Here is a 21,111-nt window from a genome sequence, read left to right as displayed (position 1 = left end):
ATTTTGGATAACGCCATACTTTTTATACAATAATTTACCACTTTTGTCAAAAGTATATGTCGATCCAAAGGTAGCAGTTATTGCACTATAATAATAGAGAAGGTCGTAACAGTTAAATCGTTACGACCTTCTCAATAGTGCTAGGTTTAAAGCTAGTTTGCAAAGTAATAAGCAGGTAACCCTTTTACTCCAGGCTTCACCGAAAATAGACTACCTGACAATGGAAGGGTCTCTAATTCCTGGTCTGTCATCCCTATTCGTGCGGTTGTGATGTATAATGTATCAAGGTCTTTTCCACCAAATGTACAGGATGTAATGTTTTTCGCTGCTAGTTTAATGGTAAGTAACACTTTTCCTGTGGTAGGGTCCCATCTACTTACTTGACCAGATCCCCAGCCTCCTATCCACAACATACCCTCAGAATCGATCGTCATTCCATCAGGAGCTCCAAAATCCTCAGGGAATGAAAAGGCAACACGCTGCTGACTGATATCACCTGTTTCCTTTTTATAATCGAAGACGTAGATATTACGTGTGGGAGTATCGATGAAATACATACTACTTTTTTCAAGGTCCCACGCCATCCCATTTGATATTCGTAACCCCGACAATTTTTCTTCAATTTGATGATCTGCTGACAAGCAGTACAATGCCCCTCTTGGTTGTGTGTCATTTTTTTGCATTGTACCTGCCCAAAACCGTCCTGCAGGATCCACTTTTCCATCATTAAAACGGTTATCCAAGTTGCCTTTTTCAGGATCGCTAATCTCAACTAATTCATTGGTTGTAATATCATAATAGTAAAAACCATGTTCGGCAGCTAAAACTAATCTTCCATCCTCTGCAATAACAACTGCACCAACCATCTGACCAATCGAAAAAGTCTTGTTCTGTTTTGTTTCTGGATCAAATTGATGAATGACGTTTCCTGAAATATCGGTCCAGTACAGAAGGTTATTTCGTGTATCCCAACAGGGACCCTCGCCAAGGGATGCTTTGATCTTGTATGCCAATTCTGCCTCCATCCTATTACTCCTTTCCATAATAGATTATATGGATAATGATACCATTTCTATTAGTGAAAGTGTTGATTTTTTAATAGTTGGGGGTAAGATACAACTCTCCTAATACTTCGTTTCTTTCATACGCATTCGCATCCAGTTCCTTATCAATAAAGGATGCAAGCTCATCTTCCTGAAGATCATACAGCGCTTCTATTTCTCTAGCAAAAAGAAGTTTTTCTTTCTTTAAAATGTCTTCAAGTGATGGTAGAGTGCTAGCCTGAAGCTCCGTGTTCGCTAGCATCTTTTCCAAAGCTTGTACGAACTCTTCCAGAGAGCGATTACCGACTAGTTTAATTCCCTGGTTCTCTTCATTAATCATCACGATGGTAGGAAAGCCTCGTGCACCTAATTGTTTGGTAAGGTCAAAATTTTCCGATAATAATGTCTTGCCAATCGTTTGATTAGCTTCATCGACCATTGCTTTACCATCAAGGTTCATATTAGTAACAATTTCTGATAAGACCTCATCCTTGCCAATGTTTTTATTGAAAATGAATAGCGCTTCTCGAGCACGTCTCAGGAAATTGGAGGCAGTTTCAGCTCCATGATGTTTCTGGATGATTGCAAACACACGTGAAGAAGGATAGGATGATTCAACATGGTCAGTTTTCATCAGACTACCGTCGATTGGCATCCGGTATTGTTTTCCAACCTCTCGCCAATGTTTCACTACATCTGCTGGCTGGTAGATGCCATTAGCGGGATCAATTGGACCATCATGCCATTTTTCCAATAAGCCACCCATAACCGTATGAAAGCGGAAATAGTCTCCGTATTGTTCGGTGAAGCGTCGAAGTACCGGTTCCAATGCCCAACAATGAGAACAAATCGGATCTGTCACATAATATAAGTCAATCTTTTTTTGAGGACGCTGGAAGTTGATCAATTCGATATTATCTCCATCCGTTTCCCCACAAATCCCTGTATTTATATCACACATCATATTTTTATTGTTTGTCATTCAATTTTCCTCCTTAAACATGATTTTGGTATATTTATTTAGTTTGCTATACAATCAATAGTACAAGTACGCAACACATTTTAATACCAATAAAACCATTTGAATGTTGTATATCCAACATAAATAATAAAGTGTTGTAAAAATAGGAGGAACACCATATGTCTCAAACAGATTTCGATCCAAGAATAGTAAGAACGAGGCAGCTGATTACCGATGCGTTTATAGAGCTTTCGAGTCAGAAGGAATTTAAGCAAATTACAATCAAGGATATTACAACAAAAGCAAATATTAATCGCGCTACCTTCTATTACCATTTTCAGGATATATATGACTTATTAGAAACGGTATTAGCTGATGTTTTATTGATTAACTTAAAACAGGAAGCCTATCAGAAGAAGGGGCTGGATGAAGAGGAAATGGTACAATTGTTTATCGCTATTACCAATTTCCAGCGTTCATTATCCCAGCGTTGTCACCGTGGTTATGAAGAGACCATTGCCCGTATCATTAAGGATCAGCTTTCCATTATCTTTAGCAATAAACTAACGATTCATTATCCGACTGAATCAGAGAAAACCATTCACACGATGGCAACGATGTTAAGTTGGGGATTATATGGAGCATCAGTGGAATGGAGTAACGGCAATCAAACACTTTCTCCAGAGGAGTATATTCGAAAAAGTGTTTCCTATCTGTTGCACGGATTTGGACTAGATAAAAAATCCTCATAATGAATTATGGGGATTTTTATTTGGATAACGTATTGCTTAATCATGTCAACACTCCCTATCACTCCGATAGGCAACTCTATTTAATAGAGATCTATGTAAAAATAGTACCTTAGGAATATTTTCTCTATATTTTACCATATTAAGAGAGAATAATTGAAAAGGAGTGAAAGTTATTGAAACGATTTCAAGATAAGGTAGTCATCATTACTGGTGGGGGCTCAGGACTTGGTGCCGCCTCAGCTCTTCAAATGGCAAAAGAAGGTGCTAACCTTGTACTAGTGGACATTAATGAAGACGGTTTAGAGGAAAGTAAACAGGCAATTATGGATGTAGCACCTGATGCAACGGTGGAGCTAGTAGAAGCTAACGTAGCAAAAGAAGAAGATGTAAAAAATTATATCCAGCATACAGTGGATAAATTCGGAAAAATTGATGCCTTCTTCAATAATGCCGGTATTGAAGGGAAGCAAAACCTAACAGAAGATTATGGTGTGGATGAATTTGAGAAAGTCATCAACATCAACTTAAATGGTGTCTTTTATGGCATGAAGCATGCGCTTGCTATCATGAAGAAACAAGGATATGGCTCGATTGTGAACACCGCTTCCGTCGGAGGAATTCGTGGTGTTGGTAATCAATCAGGTTATGCAGCAAGTAAACATGGAGTTGTCGGACTAACCCGTAACTCAGGTGTTGAATATGGAGAGTTCGGTATAAGTATTAAAGCAATTGCACCAGGCGCGATTATGACACCAATGGTTGAAGGTTCTCTCAAGCAGGTCGGTGGTGATAACTGGGAAGAAGCTGGTAAAGAATTTGTCAGTGCCAATCCGATGAAACGTTTTGGTAAACCGGAAGAAGTCGGTTATTTAGTTGCCTTCTTATTATCTGATCAAGCTAGTTTCATTAATGGTGCCGTTATTCCGATTGATGGTGGCCAATCCTACAAATATTAAAGATTATAATCAAACAGTTGTAACATGCAATGCTTCTAAAGACTTACGGGCAAAAGTTGAGAAAAATAACATTTTGTCCGTAAGCATCTTTGGGATAAACAAGTTAACGTCACACGTAATAGTAAGCTATTAGAAAAAGTTCAAATAGTATATCTTAATACTCCACACCTTAACCTTCCCAATGTTATGAATCTAGACAAATAATTCTCTCAGTTGTAATTATTTAAATTGTTTCATCAATTGCTGAGCAAGTGCCGGACATAGTCTATTTAACCAATAAAGAATTTTTGTTTTATCGATTTTAGGCGAGAAGACTCCTTCCTCAAAACGCGAAGCGTTTAGGTGGGAGATGAATCGCCTTTTTTTTGAAAAATAGTCATGTTATCCTTTGTGCGAATATTTGTTCGGTGGTATAATAGAAAATAGATAAAAACGGAAGGAGTGAACAACCGATGGCTATTCAACACAAAGCATATCAATATCGTATTTTTCCGAATAAACAACAACAAACCTTCATGGTGCAGTCTTTCGGTTGTTCACGTTTCGTGTTCAATCATTTTCTCGAAAAAATCAAAAATAGAGATGAAGAAAATCAAAAAACATTACAAGTGAATGCGTTTAAGAATGAACTAAAAAGCATGAAAACAGACTATGTTTGGTTGAAGTTAGTCGATAGCATCAGCTTGCAGGCAAGCATTGAGCATTTGAACGATGCAATGGTTCGTTTTTTCAAGAAGCAAAACCAATTCCCACAATTCAAAAGTCGCAAACATCCGGTAAAAAGCTACACCACCAAGTCAGTGAATGGCAATATCAAAGTGACAGAAACACATATTAAGTTACCAAAAGTAGGATGGGTTCGATACGCTAACAGTCGCCCTATCCCGGATAGTGCGGTGATTAAACACGTAGTAGTACGTCAAAATGCAGCTGATAAGTATTTTGTATCTATTAATGTAAATGAAGAGGTTAAAAAAAGAGATAAAACTAACCAAACCATCGGTTTGGATATGGGATTAACTCATTTCGTTATTGATTCAAATGGCAACAAAATCAACAACGAACGTTATTTTCAATCTTTAGAGAAAAAGTTGGCTAAAGCTCAACGTTCTCTTTCTCGAAAACAAAAGTTTTCGAATAATTGGCACAAACAGAAGAAAAAAATAGCTACTATTCATGAGAAAGTAGTGAATAAAAGAAAAGACTTTCAACATAAACTGTCTTCTGAACTAGTCCAACAGTATGATGTCATTGCCATCGAGGACTTATCTGTTTCTGATATGTTGAAGGATAAATCATATAGCAAATCCATCCAGGATGCTTCCTGGAGTGAATTCGCTAAGATGTTAGCTTATAAATGTGATTGGTATGGCAAAGAACTTGTAAAAGTAGGGAAGCATTTCCCTTCTACGCAAATATGTTCTTCTTGTAAACAGAAGCATCCGATAACCAAGGATACTTCTATTCGAGTATGGACATGTCCGACTTGTCAAACTAATCATGATAGAGACATCAACGCAGCTGTAAATATTCTCGAAGAAGGTATGCATCTTTCAACCGTCGGTGCGACGGGGATAGCCTGATAAATTTAGAACCATTAGGTTCTATGACCCAGGAATCCCCTTCCTCAACAAGCTTTAGCTTGTAGGAGGGGGTAGTTCAAGCAGATAGACTTCCTTTTTATGGTTGATGATAGCATCGATAGTCTTCTTCGCAACCATTTCCGGTGATATCTTCTTTCGACCTCTACCAGCAGTCATAGGTGTATCTACAACAGTTGGCAAGATTTCAATGACACGTAAAGTTTGTGGGTCATATTGAATGCGTAAAGCCTTCGAGAAAATGTGCAGACCTCCCTTGGTACCACAATAAACAGCAGATTTATACTTTGGCACTAAAGCTAAACCTGATGACATATTCACTAAAACTGCTTGCTATTGTTTTGTTAGTACAGGTAGCAACCATCTTGTTAACAAAAGCGGTGCAAGAAAATTGGTATTTACCTCTGACAAAATTAATTCACTCGTAGACGTTTCTTCATCAAACCGTATATTATGTTGAATACCGGCATTATTAGTAAGCACTTGTAAATTAGGGTGATGTTGACTAACCTTTTCGGATAAACGGATTACTTCTTGAGGATTGGATAGATCACATGCGTAGACACTGTCGACCGGCTGATCCTGCTTTAATAGTTGAAGCTTTTCTTCGTTTCTGCTCACAACGATAACCTTTGCCTTTTCACGAATAAGTTCGTCCACTAACTTTAAACCAATTCCAGATGTGCCTCCCGTAATCAGTACTTTCACACCACGAAGGTTCATTGTATCTTCTCCCTTTTAGAAAATGTAGTTTACACTAGCATAAATCTAATTTTTTCCATTATCATTAACATAGGTTAATCTCTAGGGAGGTTGTAAAATGAATCTTCAAGCTATTTTCAAAAGTTTGAGTCAACTTACGGATATTCCAGAATCGGAGTGGGACTATTTAAAGTCTAAAAATAAATGGCATTCAGTGGAAAAAGGGAATTTACTCATACGTGCAGGTGATGTGAGTGATCGAATTTATTATTGCCAATCTGGTGTCTTTCGCATGTTTTATCTGAAAGAAGACGGGGATGAATTTAATAAAAGTTTTGTGAGTGAAGAACAATTTTTCACTTCCTATAGCTCTGTCATACGGTCAATTCCTTCGTATTTTGCGATTCAAGCGCGGAGAATGCTGTGGTGGCTTCCTTTACCTATAAGGTGTTGTTACACCTATATGAACGTCACCATTGTTGGGAAGTGGTGGGCAGGAAATTAATTGAGCAGCTCTATATCAAAAAGGAAACAAGGAAACGTCAGCTTTTGCTTCATTCTGCAGAAGAGCGCTATCATCTTTTTTTAGAAGAATTCCCAGGCTTAGAGGATCGTATTACACAATATCACATTGCTTCCTATTTAGGAATCAGTCCAGTTTCATTAAGTAGAATACGAGGTAAGCTATCTTGTAAAAGTTCACTATAATCGGTATAGCGTAAATTAACTGCTGTTTTGCCATTGATTGCTTGTGTTTCTATTAACAATTTACTTTGTAAAAGTCTCCTTAGGAACAATAGTCACGCATTTGGTTAACTGATATGTTAATCAAAAACGACACAATAAAAATTAGTTTGTTAATTTATTTATTTTACATCTTGTGAATTGTATTTTTTTATAGTAACATTATTTTTGAAAGCGATTTACAAACGCTGAATCTACTTATTTTAAAAGGAGGTTAGTGTCTAAATAACTAATTCAAATGTCATGGTAATAGTTAATGAAATAGTAAAATAAATCAAATATTCAGTATGAAATCCTCTGTTTTCATTAACGTTATATGTATTTAAAGTAATGTATTATTGTTCGAGATTACGCATCAAAATGGATTAAAAATAATGATTACGTTTTCATTCCGATTGGAGAGAGGGGAAGAAAAATAGTGAAATATCTAATTCAACTAGGTTTAATTGCATTTCTTGTATTACTTTTATTCATACCAAGTACCGTTTTGGGTGAGGAACAAACGGATTCCGAGCCGATAGATTTTGAACGAGTATCTGTTCATGATCCATCTATTATAAAGGCAAAGGATGGTACCTATTATGTGCATGGCTCGCACATTGCTGCAGCTAAGTCAACCGATTTAAGTAATTGGACTTCATTAGTGGAAAGTGAATACCAAACACCTGAGAATAATCCAATATACGGAAATCTATCAGAAAATCTTGCTGAGTCGTTTGAATGGGCTGGGGAAGATGATGCAGATAGTTCAGGAGGATTTGCGGTATGGGCGCCAGACATCTTCTGGAATAAAGATTTCGTCTGGGACGATGGATCAACAGGTGCGTATATGATGTATTACAGTGTTTCTTCAACTTATAATCGCTCTGCCATAGGTATTGCGGTATCAAAAGATGTGGAAGGACCATTTGAATATACAGATACGATTATGTACTCTGGTTTTACGGATCATGAAGCCTATGATAACAACAGTGATGTCAATAAGCATTGGGAAAATACCAATATATCCGATCTTATTGATGAAGGTGTATTTGATGAACCGAATCCAGACTGGTTTACAGATCGTGGAACCTTTAATAACGCCTATTATACGAACGCAATCGACGCCAATATTCTCTACGATAAAAATGGCGCCTTATATATGACTTATGGTTCCTGGTCTGGTGGTACATTTATCTTAGAATTAGATAAAGAAACAGGTACACCGATCTATCCTGGAGAAGACGGAGAAACCTCAGATGGTAGAATGATCGATCGATACTTTGGTACAAAAATTGCCGGGGGATATGGAAGATCTGGTGAAGGAACATACGCAGTTTATGATGAGGAAACGGGTTATTACTATCTTTATATCACATATGGTGGGCTTGCTTCTGATGGTGGATATCAAATGAGACAGTTTAGATCAGAAAATATTGATGGTCCTTACGTAGACGCAGCAGGAAGAGAAGCTGTTTTCCCTGAAAGCTTTTATATTGAGGGAGAGTACCCTGCTAACTTCCCTGGTAATGACGATCACAAGGAAATCGGTAATAAAATGATGGGTAATTTCTTATTTAAGAGAGATGCGGGAGAAGAAGGTACTGGGAATGGTACTGGTTATATGTCGCCCGGGCACAACTCTTATTTAATTGATGATGATGGAAAAGAGTTTATTGTGACACACGTGCGTTTTCCTGAAGGTGGAATTCATGAAGTTCGCGTACACCAAACATTTAAAAACAGTGACAAATGGCCAGTTCCAACACCATATCACTATGCTGGGGAAACAATCGAAGCTGTGTCAGAAGAGGATGTAGCTGGTAATTACAAATACATTAACCATGGTAAAGAAATTACAGCTGAATTAACAGAATCGACGTGGGTAGCCCTAAATGAAGATCATACGGTTAGTGGTGCTGTTTCAGGTACATGGGAATTATATGATGACTACCGAGTTGAATTAACGGTGGATGAAGAAACATATGATGGTGTCTTTATTCGTCAATATGATCCAACCTCCCAAAAATGGGTGATGACTTTCAGTGCAATGTCTAATGATGGAGTTGTGATCTGGGGTAGTGCAGGTGATACAAAAGATAATCAAGAAGTAGTAGATGCGGTTAAAAATGATCTGAAATCAAGTATTCCATCAAGTGTGATTACAGACATTAATTTACCTACTACAGCAGCACAGGGGACAGAGATTAAATGGGAGTCATCTGCTACTGACATTATTTCAAATGAAGGTGTGGTAGTCAGACCATCATTTGGTTCGTATGATGCAACAGTAGAATTAACAGCAACGATTACTTTAGGTGATATTACCGAAACGGAAACAATTACGGTTACTGTTCCAGCTCAATCTGAAGGTGGATTATCTGCTTTCTACGATTTCAGTGACGGATTTAAAGACCGTTCTGGAAATAGAGCTGAAGCAACTGTAACTGGTAATCGAATTGATAATACTGGCGGTGAAATTACGCTTACTGATGGCGTTGTAGGTCAGGCAGCGAAGTTTGACGGTAATTCCGGTCTATTACTAGATGAAGGTTTGATAGCAAGCAACACCTACACTGTTTCGTTATGGTTAAAACCTGAGGAACTGACAAACCATACAACTTCATTCTTCGGAGGGAAAAGCAGTTCTAGCTGGATTAGTATTTTACCTTATTCAGCTTGGGCCAATACCATGGTATGGTCAGACAATGGTGGCACCTATACGGATCTAGGAACAGATACAACGATTCCGCTTGATGAGTGGTCACATGTTGCATTAACAGTAGAGGAAGGTGAGGCAGTATTCTATATAAACGGTGAAGCAAAAGCCACGAGTGAAGACTATCCGGAGATATTTACAACACTAGATGGCACGTTTGCTTTAGGTGTAAACTACTGGGATACTCCTTACAAAGGGTTAATGGATGAGGTACGAGTTTATGATGGGGTTGCTCTTCCTGAAGAAAACGTTCAATCCCTTTACAACAATCCAGAAGAAATAACAGCACATTACAGTTTTGAAGAAAATCTAGAGGATGAATCAGGAAATAGTGAGCCGGGAACCACTACTGGTAACCTAATTGACAATACAGATGGTTCGATCACATACTCAGAAGGTATTGATGGACAAGCCGCTGAATTTGATGGTGAATCAGGTATTCGTTTACCAGACGGTTTAATCTCAAGCAATAAATATTCTGTTTCTTTATGGTTAAATCCTTCAGAAATCAATGAATTTACTACATCTTTCTTTGGCGCAGAATCTGAAGGTAGCTGGTCTAGTCTTGTACCAAATGGACACGGTGTTACAAAGATATGGTCTGGTGAAGACTGGTATGACGCATCGATAGGCGAAATTATACCGACTAACGAATGGACCCATTTAGCATATACGGTTAATGAAGGTGAAATTACTGTTTATGTTAATGGAGAAGCAGCATTTACCGGAGAAGGATTCCCGAATATTTTTACAACAACAGATGCGAAATTTGCATTAGGTGTCAATTATTGGGATGCTCCATATAAAGGTTTAATGGATGATTTGAGGATTTACGGAAATAAAGTGCTTTCTTCTACTGAAGTTAGCGATTATTTTACTAGTATCACCTCCCCGGAAACTGACCCAGGAGACGGAGATGGATCTGGAGACGAAGGTGACCCAGGAGACGGAGATGGATCTGGAGACGAGGGTGAACCGGGAGACGGAGATGGATCCGGAGATGAGGGTGACCCAGGAGACGGAGATGGATCCGGAGACGAGGGTGATCCAGGAAACGAAGATGATTCTGGAGACAAAGACAAGGACAAGGACAAAAATAACAAAGACAAAAATAAAACTAAGAAAAAACTTAAAATAAACAACTTAAATAAACTTCAATTAGAAGATAATATTTACAAAATTAAAGATACCGCCAAAAAAGTGACGCTCACCAAAAAAGTGATTGATCAACTGGATGAAAATGCTTCTATCGAGCTGGATGGTGAAAATGTAACCGTAAATATTCCAGTTTCCATTTTAAAAGATAAAGAGGACATTGAATTCGAGTTTGACGATGTAAGTGAAGACGTGGCGTCTAAAAATACGGATGCTTTAAGTAGTCTGTATGATTTTAAGCTATTATCTGAAGGAAAGGAAATTAGCTTCGACTCACCAATTACAGTAACCTTTACTATTGATCCAGATAAAGTTGAAAACTGGGATAATATAAATGTCGTTTATATTGATGATAATGGTGATAAAAAAGAAGTGATCGTTCCGAATAGTATCGTTAAAACGACAGGTGAAGTTGTTGCTGAATTATCCCACTTTAGTATATATGGTGTATTTGAGCTGGCAGACGAAGAAATAGCACAAATTGAAGATGCAGAGAATACTTTGCCAGATACTGCTACCAACCAATATAATTGGTTAATATTAGGATTAGTATTAATGGCTGTTGGAGGTAGTATTTTCTTAATTGTAAGAAACAGAAAGAATACAGTTAGATAAAGTGATACTTCAATCATTGGGAGTTTTAGGGACGATTACACCGTGATAAAATGTAAACCCTTTGCTAAGATTTTAGCAAAGGGTTTATTTTTATGGTCTTTGAAAACCCCTGGCTATGCCGGGGGTTCCATAGAGCTTATAGCGTGGGGTCAAAAAAAGCCTCTCTTCATGGTAAGATAAGGTTGGTTTCCCGACCACCAAATCTCACCAAAGAAGGAGGCATGTCCCATGCAGGACAAGAATAGTTTAGCACATACACAGTGGAGATGTAAGTTCCACATCGTATTTGCTCCAAAATATAGAAGGCAAATTATCTATGGAAAATATAAAAGAAGCATTGGAGAAATAGTAAGAGAACTTTGTGAGAGGAAAGGAGTCGAAATACACGAGGCGAATGCATGCAAAGATCATATTCATATGTTAGTAAGTATTCCACCAAAACTAAGTGTATCTCAATTCATGGGATACTTAAAAGGCAAAAGTAGTTTAATGATTTTTGATCGTCACGCTAATTTAAAGTATAGATACGGTAATCGCAAATTTTGGTGTCGAGGCTACTTTGTAGATACAGTGGGGCGAAATAAAAATCAAATTCAAGAATATATTAGAAATCAGCTTAGAGAGGACTTTATGAGCGATCAGTTAACCTTATTCGAAGAATTTGATCCGTTCACAGGAAAGAAAAATAAGAAGAAATAAGAAATTCTTTAAGAATTAGTGAGTAAGTGTGGTGCAGAAGGGAAACCCATTCAGTGGGCCTTTTAGGCCGAGGCCGGTAACAGAGGCTTTCAGCCGCAGAGCAAACCACCAGTTCACACTGGTGGTTTTGATTCGTATAAGAAGAAATATTTTGAAAGTAATCGAAAACTGTTTAACTAATGTATGAAATGGCAATTGTATAAATAGAACATAAAAACTAGGTTTAAAGAATTAGGAAACCTGTTTGGTTCTCTTATTTATTAGCCGCTCTACAAATACATAATTTTTGTAAAATGGAATAAAAATTACATGTGGTGTGGTGTGTTTTATAGACAGCAGTGTAATCCCTGATTTGTTGTATTGTATAGTGGGAACTCTACATCATTTCAATAGGATAGTAATCATTTAGATATGACTAGTCATTGACTAGTTAAAATAATAGGGAGTGAGGCATAGAATGAATTTAGCTCAAACACAAGGCATTATAAAAGAAATGTTGCAGAAATTACAAGAGGAGGAGACGTTCTTCACTGAATTGAAAGGAGAACAAAGGGAAAAAGCGTTTGAATCAGCTCAGGAGATACTTACGACTACCGATAAGATCATCAAAAGTTATATTAGAGTATCCAAAGACGATGGCAGAATTGTCAGAATCCCAGCTTATCGAATTCAGCATAATAATATTGCTGGTTTTTATAAAGGTGGAATACGCTACAGTGAAACGGTTAGTGAGGAAGAGGTTGAGAATTTGGCAGTGTTGATGACACTTAAAAATGCCCTCCACGAACTTCCTTATGGTGGTGCAAAAGGCGGCGTGGTCATTAATCCTAAAGACTATTCAGATCGAGAACTAAATTTCGTCTCAAAGAAATATGTACAACGATTTGCACCTGATCTTGGACCTACACATGACATACCTGCACCAGATATGGGTACAAATGAAAAAATAATGGATTGGATGGTGGGAGAATACAAGACGATTCATCCAGGTAAGAACTATTTGGGAGCATTTACTGGAAAAAGCATTGATAATGGCGGTGCGAAAGGTCGGAGAGAGGCAACAGGGAAAGGAACCTTTTTTAGTTATTTTTGGCTAGTTCATGAGTGGACAAAAATGCAGAATAATCTAAGTTTTAATGATGGTGATGAAATGCACAAAACGCAGTATCAGAAACTTCAATCTCTTTATAACAAGCATACTCAAAATAAAGAAATATCGATAGCGGTTCAGGGCTTTGGTAATGTAGGGTCTGTTGCTGCTTTAGAAGCGTACACAAGTGAGAAATTGAAGCATCGTGTAGTGGCTGTTAGTGATCAGAACGTGACGCTTTACAATCAAAATGGTATTAATATTCCGGAATTGGTACTTTTTCAATCAGAGAATGGGAACTTGCCTCAGTCACCAGCTGAATTAGAAAAGATTGGTGTAGAGGCAGAGATTCGAGATCGAGAAGATATCTTAACTTTGGATGTGGAAGTGTTGATTCTAGCTGCTACGGAAAGACAGATTACGAAACAGAATATGCAGGAAGTAAAAGCGGATATTCTAGTAGAAGGAGCCAACTCACCAATAACAGCTATGGCAGATGATTATCTCAATGGGCAAGGTAAAATTGTCATTCCTGATATTCTTGTCAATGCAGGGGGTGTAATGGTTTCTTATTTGGAATGGAAACAGGATAGAATTACGCAATTATATACAAACGAAGAAACATTGCATGAGATGTATGGACAAATGTCTCAAAGCTGTGAAAAGGTTTTTAATGAATACTTTGAACGTAAGCTAGAAAGCATCCGTCAAACTTGTTTTCGTTATGCTACCCAGAAATTATTTACACTTCTCTATAAGCATGGGAAATTATTCTAAAATAGGAGCATCGTGCATGATATATTGAATTAATTCTTGGTATTTAATCAAAATAAAAAAATGTGATTATAACAGGACATAAATATTGTTAGAGATGAAAGTGTTTTCTTCTTCACGGGAATTAACTCGCGCTTGACGGGAATTCAATCTCTCTTCACGGGAATTGTCTTCAGCTTCACGGGAAAAAAGCATAATTCCCGTCAAGCGAACTATGGATTCCCGTAAACAGCAACGCAATTCCCGTGAAGATATCCCTCTATAAGCAAGCACTTCACACTTTTTTGATAATAAACATAAAAATCCAAACGATTTGAAATCGTCTGGACTTATCTAATTAAAGAATTTTTGCCCCAATCACTTTTCAGAACTTATAATCGGTTTTTCTTCACATTCTCCACTCCACTTACCATCATTTCCTGTCCTGCTGCAATAGCCCCATTTCGTAGAGAAATAGCGATTTTACTCAAGAGGATAGTGGGGGACTGGTTTACACCACTTACCGCATGATTCATTTCGTCACTGATTCGATTAGCTCCAGTTACCAATGCGGAGGCAATGATAGGCTGGGATTCTGTTCGGATTTTTTTAGCGAAATTCTTAATATCCGCTTTAGTCATACTAGTCACCTCCTTTCACGGTGATTTCCCTCCCTATCTGTTATGTTGTTACATTAACTGCTGTCCTCCATTGTGAGGGTCCTCGTTAGCAGTCTTGTTAGGTTTTGTTGCCAATTGTTGAAGCTCATTTCCAACAGCACGAACTGTTTTTCTTATCAAAATGGAAGTAGGGCTATCGGTGTTTGGGATATGCACAACTGCTGGTTTTCCTTCCAATTTACCGAGTTTAAGTTCAAGTAAGTGCAGGAAATCAGGATCTTCTGTTTCATTCAACAATTTCCTCCAACATGTGGCAGCTTCTTGGTTTTGTCCTATTCGATAGTATACTTCTCCAAGTTCATAGCGAAGTTGCAAGTAATCATATTTTCCAAGGAAACTTTCTTGTTGATTGATGAGAATTTTGTAATCTTCAATGGCTGTGTCTGCGCGGTGGAAATGTTTTTCAGGAAGCATGTAGGCCGTTTTTCCTCTTAATAGACGAATCATACTATGATCAGGTGCAGCATTTACCGCTCCATCCAGAAGCTTGAGCCCGGCTTTAGACAACCTTAATTTATCTAATGGATTTGTTCTATCTCGCGCGATTAAAATCATCGTGTTGCCGTGATATGCGTCTACTAACGGAATGTCTGAATAAGTGGAACGTGCTTTCTCTAATAGTTGATCCATATCAGCGGTTGCTGTTTCATTACCTTTGACCGCTTCCTTGTGTAGTGGAATAACCTTGTCTAGTAAATTTTTGATATCTTTCTCTCTAGTACCTACCAATTTGTCATCCTCCTTTGTCTGATTCTTTGTTACACGGAGATAAGCTAGTTGTTTTTGGCATTTTGTTGGGCTGTATGAAGATCTTTTGTAATTTCCTGGACCTGATCAGTAGTAAGGTAAGTGGAATCTTTTTTATAGCGATTTAATAGATATGTGAGGTCTTCAATTGCTGTTTGTGAGCAATGAAAATAGGATTCTGGCAATCGTAAACATACTTTTGCACGCAATAAGCGAATTTCTTTATTTTTAGGATTGATAGAAACTGCTCGATTCAGTGAATCTAATCCTTCTTGCGCGTTATCTGCTTTTTCAATAGGTTCGACAGCATCACGTGCTAATAGGGTAAGTGTACTGCCGTAATAGGCTTCAATAAGTGCATTGTTTGCTTCCGCTTTTCGAAGCCCTAAGAAAATGTCATGTGCTTCTTTCACGGCTTTTTTATCCCCGTTTACACCTTTCATCATGATTCTTTTACCTTCATCGAATTGATTTGTATCCGAACGTCTTTTTCTCAAAAAATCAACCTCCTAGCAAATTAAGATTATCTAGATAGATTCCTCAAGTTCATAACATTTCTAACACTACATGCTAGTTACAATATGTGTAGTTGATAGAAACAGTTTGGATACAATCATCATTTTCAAAAAAATATATGTTTGTCCGAGTCAATACGGATTTCGTTCGCATTGGATAGAGAGTAAAGGAAGGGAGAGAAGTAGCAAATTGATAGGGAGTTATCCTATTTGTTCTCAATTGAAAGATAAATATAAACGGAATGGAGGAACATGATGAAAGTTCAAACACATAAAATGACCGTTTCCATTGATAATCAATCATCCCATTTAGAAGTATTCAAAGAATTTTATCAGCAATTAGATGAGCAAGGGAAAACGATTGAAGTACTTCCTCGTAATGAGAAGGAGGAGTATCAGTTGCAAGCAGTGAACGCCACGCTTGCTCATGTTTGGAAGCAAAATAAATACTACCGTCAAAGGCTGGAAGAGGCTGGTTTTGAAGAACCTAGAATCGATAATCTTGAACAATTGACTGCCGTGCCAATGCTTGAGAAAAACGTTATTAGAGGGGATAAAGAGAAGCTGTTATGTGTGGACTCAAAAGAAATAGGCCAAGTTCACCTCACTAGCGGGACATCTGGTAAGCCTATTTATACTGCTTATACACTAGCGGATCAATATGTATACGATTTGCTGCCGAAGTATCTGGAACTGTTTAAAGAATCAGAAAATGATGTTGCGGCGATTGCACTTCCTTATGAGTTTGCTTTACCTGGTCTAGGTTTTCAGCGCTTATTTCAATTTGCATTTGGCACAGCAGTTTTATCGCTTGGTAAAGGTGGTTATATGGCTCCGGTGGATAAATCGTTGGAGTTAATGAAGGAATATCAAGCGACCGTTCTTACGACAACCCCATCATATGCAGCACTATTAGCAGAAGAAAGTGAGAAGGTTGGTATAAAAATCGGCGAAGATATTAACCTGAAAAAAATCTGGTTAACTGGTGAAGGATGTTCTCCTGCCTTTCGAGAACGCTTGGAAAAGTGGTGGGGCTGTGAAGTCGCCTTTTTCTATGGCTCAACCGAATGCGGTGTTATCGGAGTAGAGTGCAGTAAGCATAAAGGCTATCACGTCATGGAAGGTCATGTAAAAGTGGAAATCATCGACCCGGACTCAGGAGAAGTACTGCCAGCTGGTAAAACAGGTGAAATCGTGGTAACGACACTGCTTCGTGAAGGGATGCCGATGGTGCGCTATCGAACCGGAGATCTTGGTAATTTGAAAGAATCGAATTGTGATTGCGGCACGACAATGGATGTTTTGCAACTAAGAGGCCGGATGGAACACATGCTTCGTCTAGGCAATCACGATTATTCTCCGTTTTTGATTGAGCATTTTTTGATGGAGATTCCCGAAGTTGGCCTTTGGTATCATCTTAAGTTAAATCAAGGTGTTTTAACCATCGAAGCAGAGAAATTCCGTACCACATTAAGTGACGAGCAGTTGTCAACAAAAATCAAGCAACATATGTTGGAGCGGATAGGTGTTGAATGCAACGTTGTCATTCGGGATGATATTCCTCGTACATTCGGCAAAGCGCAGCGGGTATTTACCTAAAAATATTTAACTTTTCAAAAGAAGGGAGGATCGTTATGACTGATATCAAAAAAGAGAGAGCATCAAAGTTCAACGAGATGTATCGACGAATCCTAAAGTCAACACTTTATCAGAAAAAATTAGCAGATCACCCGCAGCATGATGTCACATTAGATCAAATCGCTACACTTCCATTAACAACGAAACAAGATTTACGTGATGTCGGTATCTTTGGTCATCTTGCTGTCGATAAGGAGAAAATAGCTCAATATCATGAATCGACCGGCACGACTGGTGAGCCTTCTGCTTCCTGGTTTACGCAGGATGACTTGATTGTTGGTGGAAGACAATTAAAAGACTGCGGGGTTCAATTGACATCAGAAGATTTGGTGCTTATTCGTTTTCCTTATGCAATGGCACTACCTGCTTTTCTCATGCAACAGGCAGCCTGGCAGACTGGAGCGGGAGTGGTTCCCGCGAGCGGGCGCACAGTTGTTATGCCTTATCCTAGAGTATTAAATCTAACACAAAACCTTTCTGTAACGGTTTTAGCGGGACTTCCGCGGGAGATGGAGCTGTTGGCAGAAGCGGCTCGACTTAGTGGTTTGGATACGAGAAAAGATTTTCCATCTTTACGGGCGATATGTGTTGCAGGTGAATTAATGAGTGATCAGCGCAGGAAACATATAGAAGCTCTTTGGAATGTACCAGTTTTTAATATGTACGGTTCAACGGAAACCGCCAATATTGCCACCATGTGCGAATTTGGCACGATGCATATTGTAGAACAGGATTTTTTTGTAGAAGTATTAAATAAAGAGGCATCTCGTGCTGTAGCAAATGGTGAAAGAGGATTTGCTGCGATTACGACACTTTCCCACCAAGGATCCCCATTGCTTCGCTACTTTAATGAGGACATTATTTCTGTAGAACCTAGCGCTTGTGATTGTGGCCGGACGGGTGCAAAGCTGATTCATTACGGCAGAAGTAAGGATCGAATCGAATTTGATAACAAGGTCCTAGATGCCTTTGATATCCAAGAAGCGGTCTATTCGTTATCCCCTGTTCCAGACGCATGGGAGCTGTTTGAGCAAGAAGACAGACTGCACCTTGTAATCGATTCTCATGCTGCTGAAAAATGGTCAGAGGAAAAGATCTCATCTTTATTAACATCACTACTTCATGTTCTTGTCAGTGTGGAAATTACTTCATTACTTGATCGTGAGGAGCTTGTGAAAAATGTTCCATCCGTTAAGCCTGTATATATTAAAAAACGAAAGGACGGTTGATAATGAGTAATCAACAAGGAAAACCACGGCTTCTTGTAAGCCGAGATCATAAAAATGACGATACGATTATTAAAGTAAAGCAAGCTGTCTTTGGAGGTACATCACCTATTCTGATCGCTGGTCCCTGTTCCGTTGAATCAAGAGATCAGCTTTTAACAGTTGCTTCCGCCTTAAAGAAAAAGGGTGTAACAGTTTTACGTGGAGGTGCTTTCAAACCGAGAACATCTCCTTATGACTTCCAAGGACTAGGTGAAGACGGATTAAAAATAATGAAGCAAGTGGCAGATGAAACCGATATGGTCACCATAAGTGAAATTATGAGTCCAGATCAAATCGATATCGCATCCAACTATATCGACATATTTCAAATTGGTGCACGAAACATGCAGAACTTTGAGCTGTTAAAAGCGGTTGGCCAAAGCAAGAAGCCCGTATTATTGAAGCGAGGTGCCTCCGCTACTTTGGAAGAGTTTAAGCTCGCGGCAGAATATATTTTGGATCAAGGAAATGACCAGGTTATGCTAATCGAACGTGGTATTCGTACCTTTGAAAAGGCAACCCGTAATACACTCGATATTTCAGCTGTTCCCATTTTAAAAAAGGAGACCCATCTTCCAGTATTTGTCGATGTCAGTCACTCAACAGGAAGAAAAGATATTCTATTACCTTGTGCAAAAGCATCTCTTGCTGCTGGTGCAGATGGAGTGATGGTGGAGGTCCACCCAAATCCTCCTGCAGCTCTTTCAGACGCAAAACAGCAAATCGACATCAACGAATTCCAAAGCTTTTGGCAGGGGCTCACGGATTCCGGATTATTCCTTTTATCATCACGATGTAATGAGGGGAGGTGAGAGAATGAGTGACTCCCAATTTGAACGCGAAGTGCTGCAACGTTTATTATTCGACCTTTTATTAGTTACCGATGGCCGAACTACGGATATACTAGAAACATTATTAAATGAAAAAGTTAGAGTAGAAGTGATTCGACAAGAACAAATAGCAAATGAAGATATCAACTTGCTCGGTGAATCCTCAGGAGGACCCTATTACATTCGAGAATCCATTTTAGTTGGTGAAAAAAGTGGCTTAGTGGTGTCACACAACATTGCCCTCGTTTACTCAAAGCATGTGCCAAAAGCTCTTTATGAAAGTCTTACACATCGGCAAGAGGGGATTGGAAAAGCAATCAACTCCCTAGGTGTTCGTACTTTTCGCAAAGTGTTGGACTCGGGATTTATGAACAGAACAGACACGATAGACTTATTCCAGCGTCCCGTCACCATCAATTTTGCTAATTCTGACCAACAACTTCCTTATAAAAGATATTATATTTATTTCGGACGTTCCCCGGGAATTCAGATGCTTGAATATTATCATCCCAATCTGATCAGCCATCGTCTAGAGCAAGAGCTGAAGAAAGAGTAAGTAACTCTTGAAACGCTGGCCTGGGCAGTGACTAAACACTGGCAGGCTTTCTTATTTATCGCTTGATTTCTTCATTTTTTCAAACATATCAATAACAAAAACAATCATTTCTACACCAGCATGCTGTACCCCTTTTTGTACAGCTTTCAGGAATTTCTCTGTGACACTGTCTGTTGATGGATCACGTTCTTCTACCGCTTCGATAATATCATATTTTGCTAAATCGGCTCCTTCCTTAACGGATGTCATATAGCACAAGGTAAAGTGTCTAAAACTTTGCTTGATTTTCTGTAATATATCGGTGAAAGTTTGATTAGCTTTTGAAGACGTCTGGACGTCCTTCTCATCGTCTATAACGGGATCAGTAGCTGACTTTTTCTTTCTTCTCTTCGTCTCACTAGCTGGGACGAACAAGGCAACGATAACCCCCGCAACTACGACAAAAACAATAACACCACACAAACTCATACCGAGAATATATAGTATTTTATCTCTTAAATCTAGCTTTTTGATATCCATCCTATGTTCACCCCATCTCTACATGGTTCAGTATATGAATAAATATCCCGGGTCATATAGGTGAAGGACTATTATTTGATGAATTCCACGTACGTCCAAGAAAGAATGGTTCTGAAACATAAAGATAAGAAGAGTGACTAAAATCTTAATATAAGGGAGGTCTCTATCCATTGGAGCAGAAAAGAAGGAAAAGAAAAAGGTTCGAAATGAAGGAAGAGGAAAAGGTGCTTCCATCCACTTCAGACCAGACAGGTGATCTGGAATGGAAGGAGTTTATCCAACAAGAGTTAGAGAAGCTAAAAACCGAAGAAAAAGAGGATGGAGAAATAGATTCAAAAAGTACAAAGTCTCCTGAAACAGAGCTTACGCTTAGTTCCCTAGTAGAAAAAATACCTGTAGAAGACTTAATTGATACAGCAGTTCGTAAATTTGTTAAGAAAACAAAACCGGCAAAGAAGACAATACCAGAAAACAGAGTAAGACCGAGGAATGGTCGGAGAAATGTATACAGATATCGCGATAAATGAGATAGAAGGACTATCCGATAGCTTTGTTTCCTGTATAATGAAAGTAATTCATTTTACTAGTT

The 21,111-nt window shown here is 38.5% G+C and carries 17 protein-coding genes and 2 pseudogenes; 12 read left to right on the top strand and 7 right to left on the bottom strand.

From position 1 onward, the window contains the following. Positions 1–152 precede the first annotated feature (152 nt). Positions 153–1,025, bottom strand: coding sequence for an SMP-30/gluconolactonase/LRE family protein (locus BN3107_RS18115; protein ID WP_058309022.1), 873 nt, complete (start codon positions 1,023–1,025; stop codon positions 153–155). A gap of 70 nt (positions 1,026–1,095) precedes the next feature. Next, entirely contained in the window at positions 1,096–2,025 is a 930-nt protein-coding gene (locus BN3107_RS18110) for a DsbA family oxidoreductase (RefSeq protein ID WP_058309021.1), read from the bottom strand. A 158-nt stretch (positions 2,026–2,183) separates the two neighbouring features. On the opposite strand from BN3107_RS18110, the gene BN3107_RS18105 reads away from it, so the two are divergent. From BN3107_RS18105 to tnpB, 3 genes are all read left to right on the top strand, one after another. Further along, complete coding sequence (locus BN3107_RS18105) at positions 2,184–2,756, top strand: TetR/AcrR family transcriptional regulator (protein ID WP_058309020.1); 573 nt, start codon at positions 2,184–2,186, stop codon at positions 2,754–2,756. A 173-nt stretch (positions 2,757–2,929) separates the two neighbouring features. Beyond that, positions 2,930–3,712, top strand: coding sequence for a glucose 1-dehydrogenase (locus BN3107_RS18100; protein ID WP_058309019.1), 783 nt, complete (start codon positions 2,930–2,932; stop codon positions 3,710–3,712). A 452-nt stretch (positions 3,713–4,164) separates the two neighbouring features. Further along, positions 4,165–5,295, top strand: a complete 1,131-nt coding sequence (tnpB, locus tag BN3107_RS18095) for an IS200/IS605 family element RNA-guided endonuclease TnpB (protein WP_058309018.1) — start codon at positions 4,165–4,167, stop codon at positions 5,293–5,295. A gap of 54 nt (positions 5,296–5,349) precedes the next feature. Here tnpB and BN3107_RS20190 read toward each other — a convergent pair. Further along, positions 5,350–6,036, bottom strand: a pseudogene (locus BN3107_RS20190) (SDR family oxidoreductase). 97 nt (positions 6,037–6,133) lie between these two features. Here BN3107_RS20190 and BN3107_RS18080 point away from each other — a divergent pair. The 4 genes from BN3107_RS18080 to BN3107_RS18065 all read left to right on the top strand — a co-directional run bounded on the left by BN3107_RS18080 (position 6,134) and on the right by BN3107_RS18065 (position 13,793). Next, the gene (locus BN3107_RS18080; RefSeq protein WP_058309015.1) at positions 6,134–6,520 is read left to right on the top strand and encodes a Crp/Fnr family transcriptional regulator; all 387 of its coding nucleotides are present in this window, start codon (positions 6,134–6,136) and stop codon (positions 6,518–6,520) included. A gap of 657 nt (positions 6,521–7,177) precedes the next feature. Next, positions 7,178–11,227, top strand: coding sequence for a LamG-like jellyroll fold domain-containing protein (locus BN3107_RS19535; protein ID WP_077065152.1), 4,050 nt, complete (start codon positions 7,178–7,180; stop codon positions 11,225–11,227). Positions 11,228–11,455: 228 nt separating this feature from the next. Beyond that, entirely contained in the window at positions 11,456–11,926 is a 471-nt protein-coding gene (gene tnpA / locus BN3107_RS18070) for an IS200/IS605 family transposase (RefSeq protein ID WP_058309014.1), read from the top strand. Positions 11,927–12,383: 457 nt separating this feature from the next. Continuing rightward, positions 12,384–13,793: a Glu/Leu/Phe/Val family dehydrogenase gene (locus BN3107_RS18065; protein ID WP_058309013.1), complete on the top strand. Its 1,410-nt coding sequence runs from the start codon at positions 12,384–12,386 to the stop codon at positions 13,791–13,793. Between the two features lie 368 nt (positions 13,794–14,161). On the opposite strand, the gene BN3107_RS18060 is transcribed toward BN3107_RS18065, so the two are convergent. The 3 genes from BN3107_RS18060 to BN3107_RS18050 are packed head-to-tail and all read right to left on the bottom strand — an operon-like array spanning position 14,162 to position 15,693. Beyond that, positions 14,162–14,410, bottom strand: a complete 249-nt coding sequence (locus BN3107_RS18060; protein WP_058309012.1) for a hypothetical protein — start codon at positions 14,408–14,410, stop codon at positions 14,162–14,164. Between the two features lie 48 nt (positions 14,411–14,458). Beyond that, complete coding sequence (locus BN3107_RS18055; protein ID WP_058309011.1) at positions 14,459–15,178, bottom strand: tetratricopeptide repeat protein; 720 nt, start codon at positions 15,176–15,178, stop codon at positions 14,459–14,461. Positions 15,179–15,222: 44 nt separating this feature from the next. Next, the gene (locus BN3107_RS18050; RefSeq protein ID WP_148434777.1) at positions 15,223–15,693 is read right to left on the bottom strand and encodes a hypothetical protein; all 471 of its coding nucleotides are present in this window, start codon (positions 15,691–15,693) and stop codon (positions 15,223–15,225) included. A gap of 270 nt (positions 15,694–15,963) precedes the next feature. On the opposite strand from BN3107_RS18050, the gene BN3107_RS18045 reads away from it, so the two are divergent. The 4 genes and pseudogenes from BN3107_RS18045 (at position 15,964) to BN3107_RS18030 (ending at position 20,003) form a co-directional block, all read left to right on the top strand. Beyond that, complete coding sequence (locus BN3107_RS18045; RefSeq protein WP_231735399.1) at positions 15,964–17,310, top strand: phenylacetate--CoA ligase family protein; 1,347 nt, start codon at positions 15,964–15,966, stop codon at positions 17,308–17,310. 35 nt (positions 17,311–17,345) lie between these two features. Beyond that, positions 17,346–18,578, top strand: a complete 1,233-nt coding sequence (locus BN3107_RS18040; protein WP_058309009.1) for a phenylacetate--CoA ligase family protein — start codon at positions 17,346–17,348, stop codon at positions 18,576–18,578. Further along, positions 18,575–19,429 (top strand): annotated as a pseudogene (locus BN3107_RS18035) (bifunctional 3-deoxy-7-phosphoheptulonate synthase/chorismate mutase); the annotation flags it as partial. The gene BN3107_RS18040 and the pseudogene BN3107_RS18035, both read left to right, overlap by 4 nt. A gap of 4 nt (positions 19,430–19,433) precedes the next feature. Further along, entirely contained in the window at positions 19,434–20,003 is a 570-nt protein-coding gene (locus BN3107_RS18030; RefSeq protein WP_058309007.1) for a chorismate pyruvate-lyase family protein, read from the top strand. Between the two features lie 51 nt (positions 20,004–20,054). Here the strand turns inward: BN3107_RS18030 and BN3107_RS19650 are convergent, their stop codons facing one another. Continuing rightward, the gene (locus BN3107_RS19650) at positions 20,055–20,522 is read right to left on the bottom strand and encodes a hypothetical protein (protein WP_058309006.1); all 468 of its coding nucleotides are present in this window, start codon (positions 20,520–20,522) and stop codon (positions 20,055–20,057) included. Between the two features lie 170 nt (positions 20,523–20,692). Between BN3107_RS19650 and BN3107_RS18020 the strand changes: the two genes are divergently transcribed. Further along, positions 20,693–21,049 (top strand): hypothetical protein, encoded by a 357-nt coding sequence (locus tag BN3107_RS18020; RefSeq protein ID WP_058309005.1) that lies wholly within the window; start codon positions 20,693–20,695, stop codon positions 21,047–21,049. Positions 21,050–21,111: the final 62 nt, after the last annotated feature.

It is taken from the genome of Gracilibacillus massiliensis, assembly GCF_001458115.1.
Lineage (GTDB): Bacteria > Bacillota > Bacilli > Bacillales > Amphibacillaceae > Gracilibacillus > Gracilibacillus massiliensis.
The sequence above is the reverse complement of the archived record's forward strand: the minus strand, read 5'-3'. Positions and strand labels throughout refer to the sequence as shown.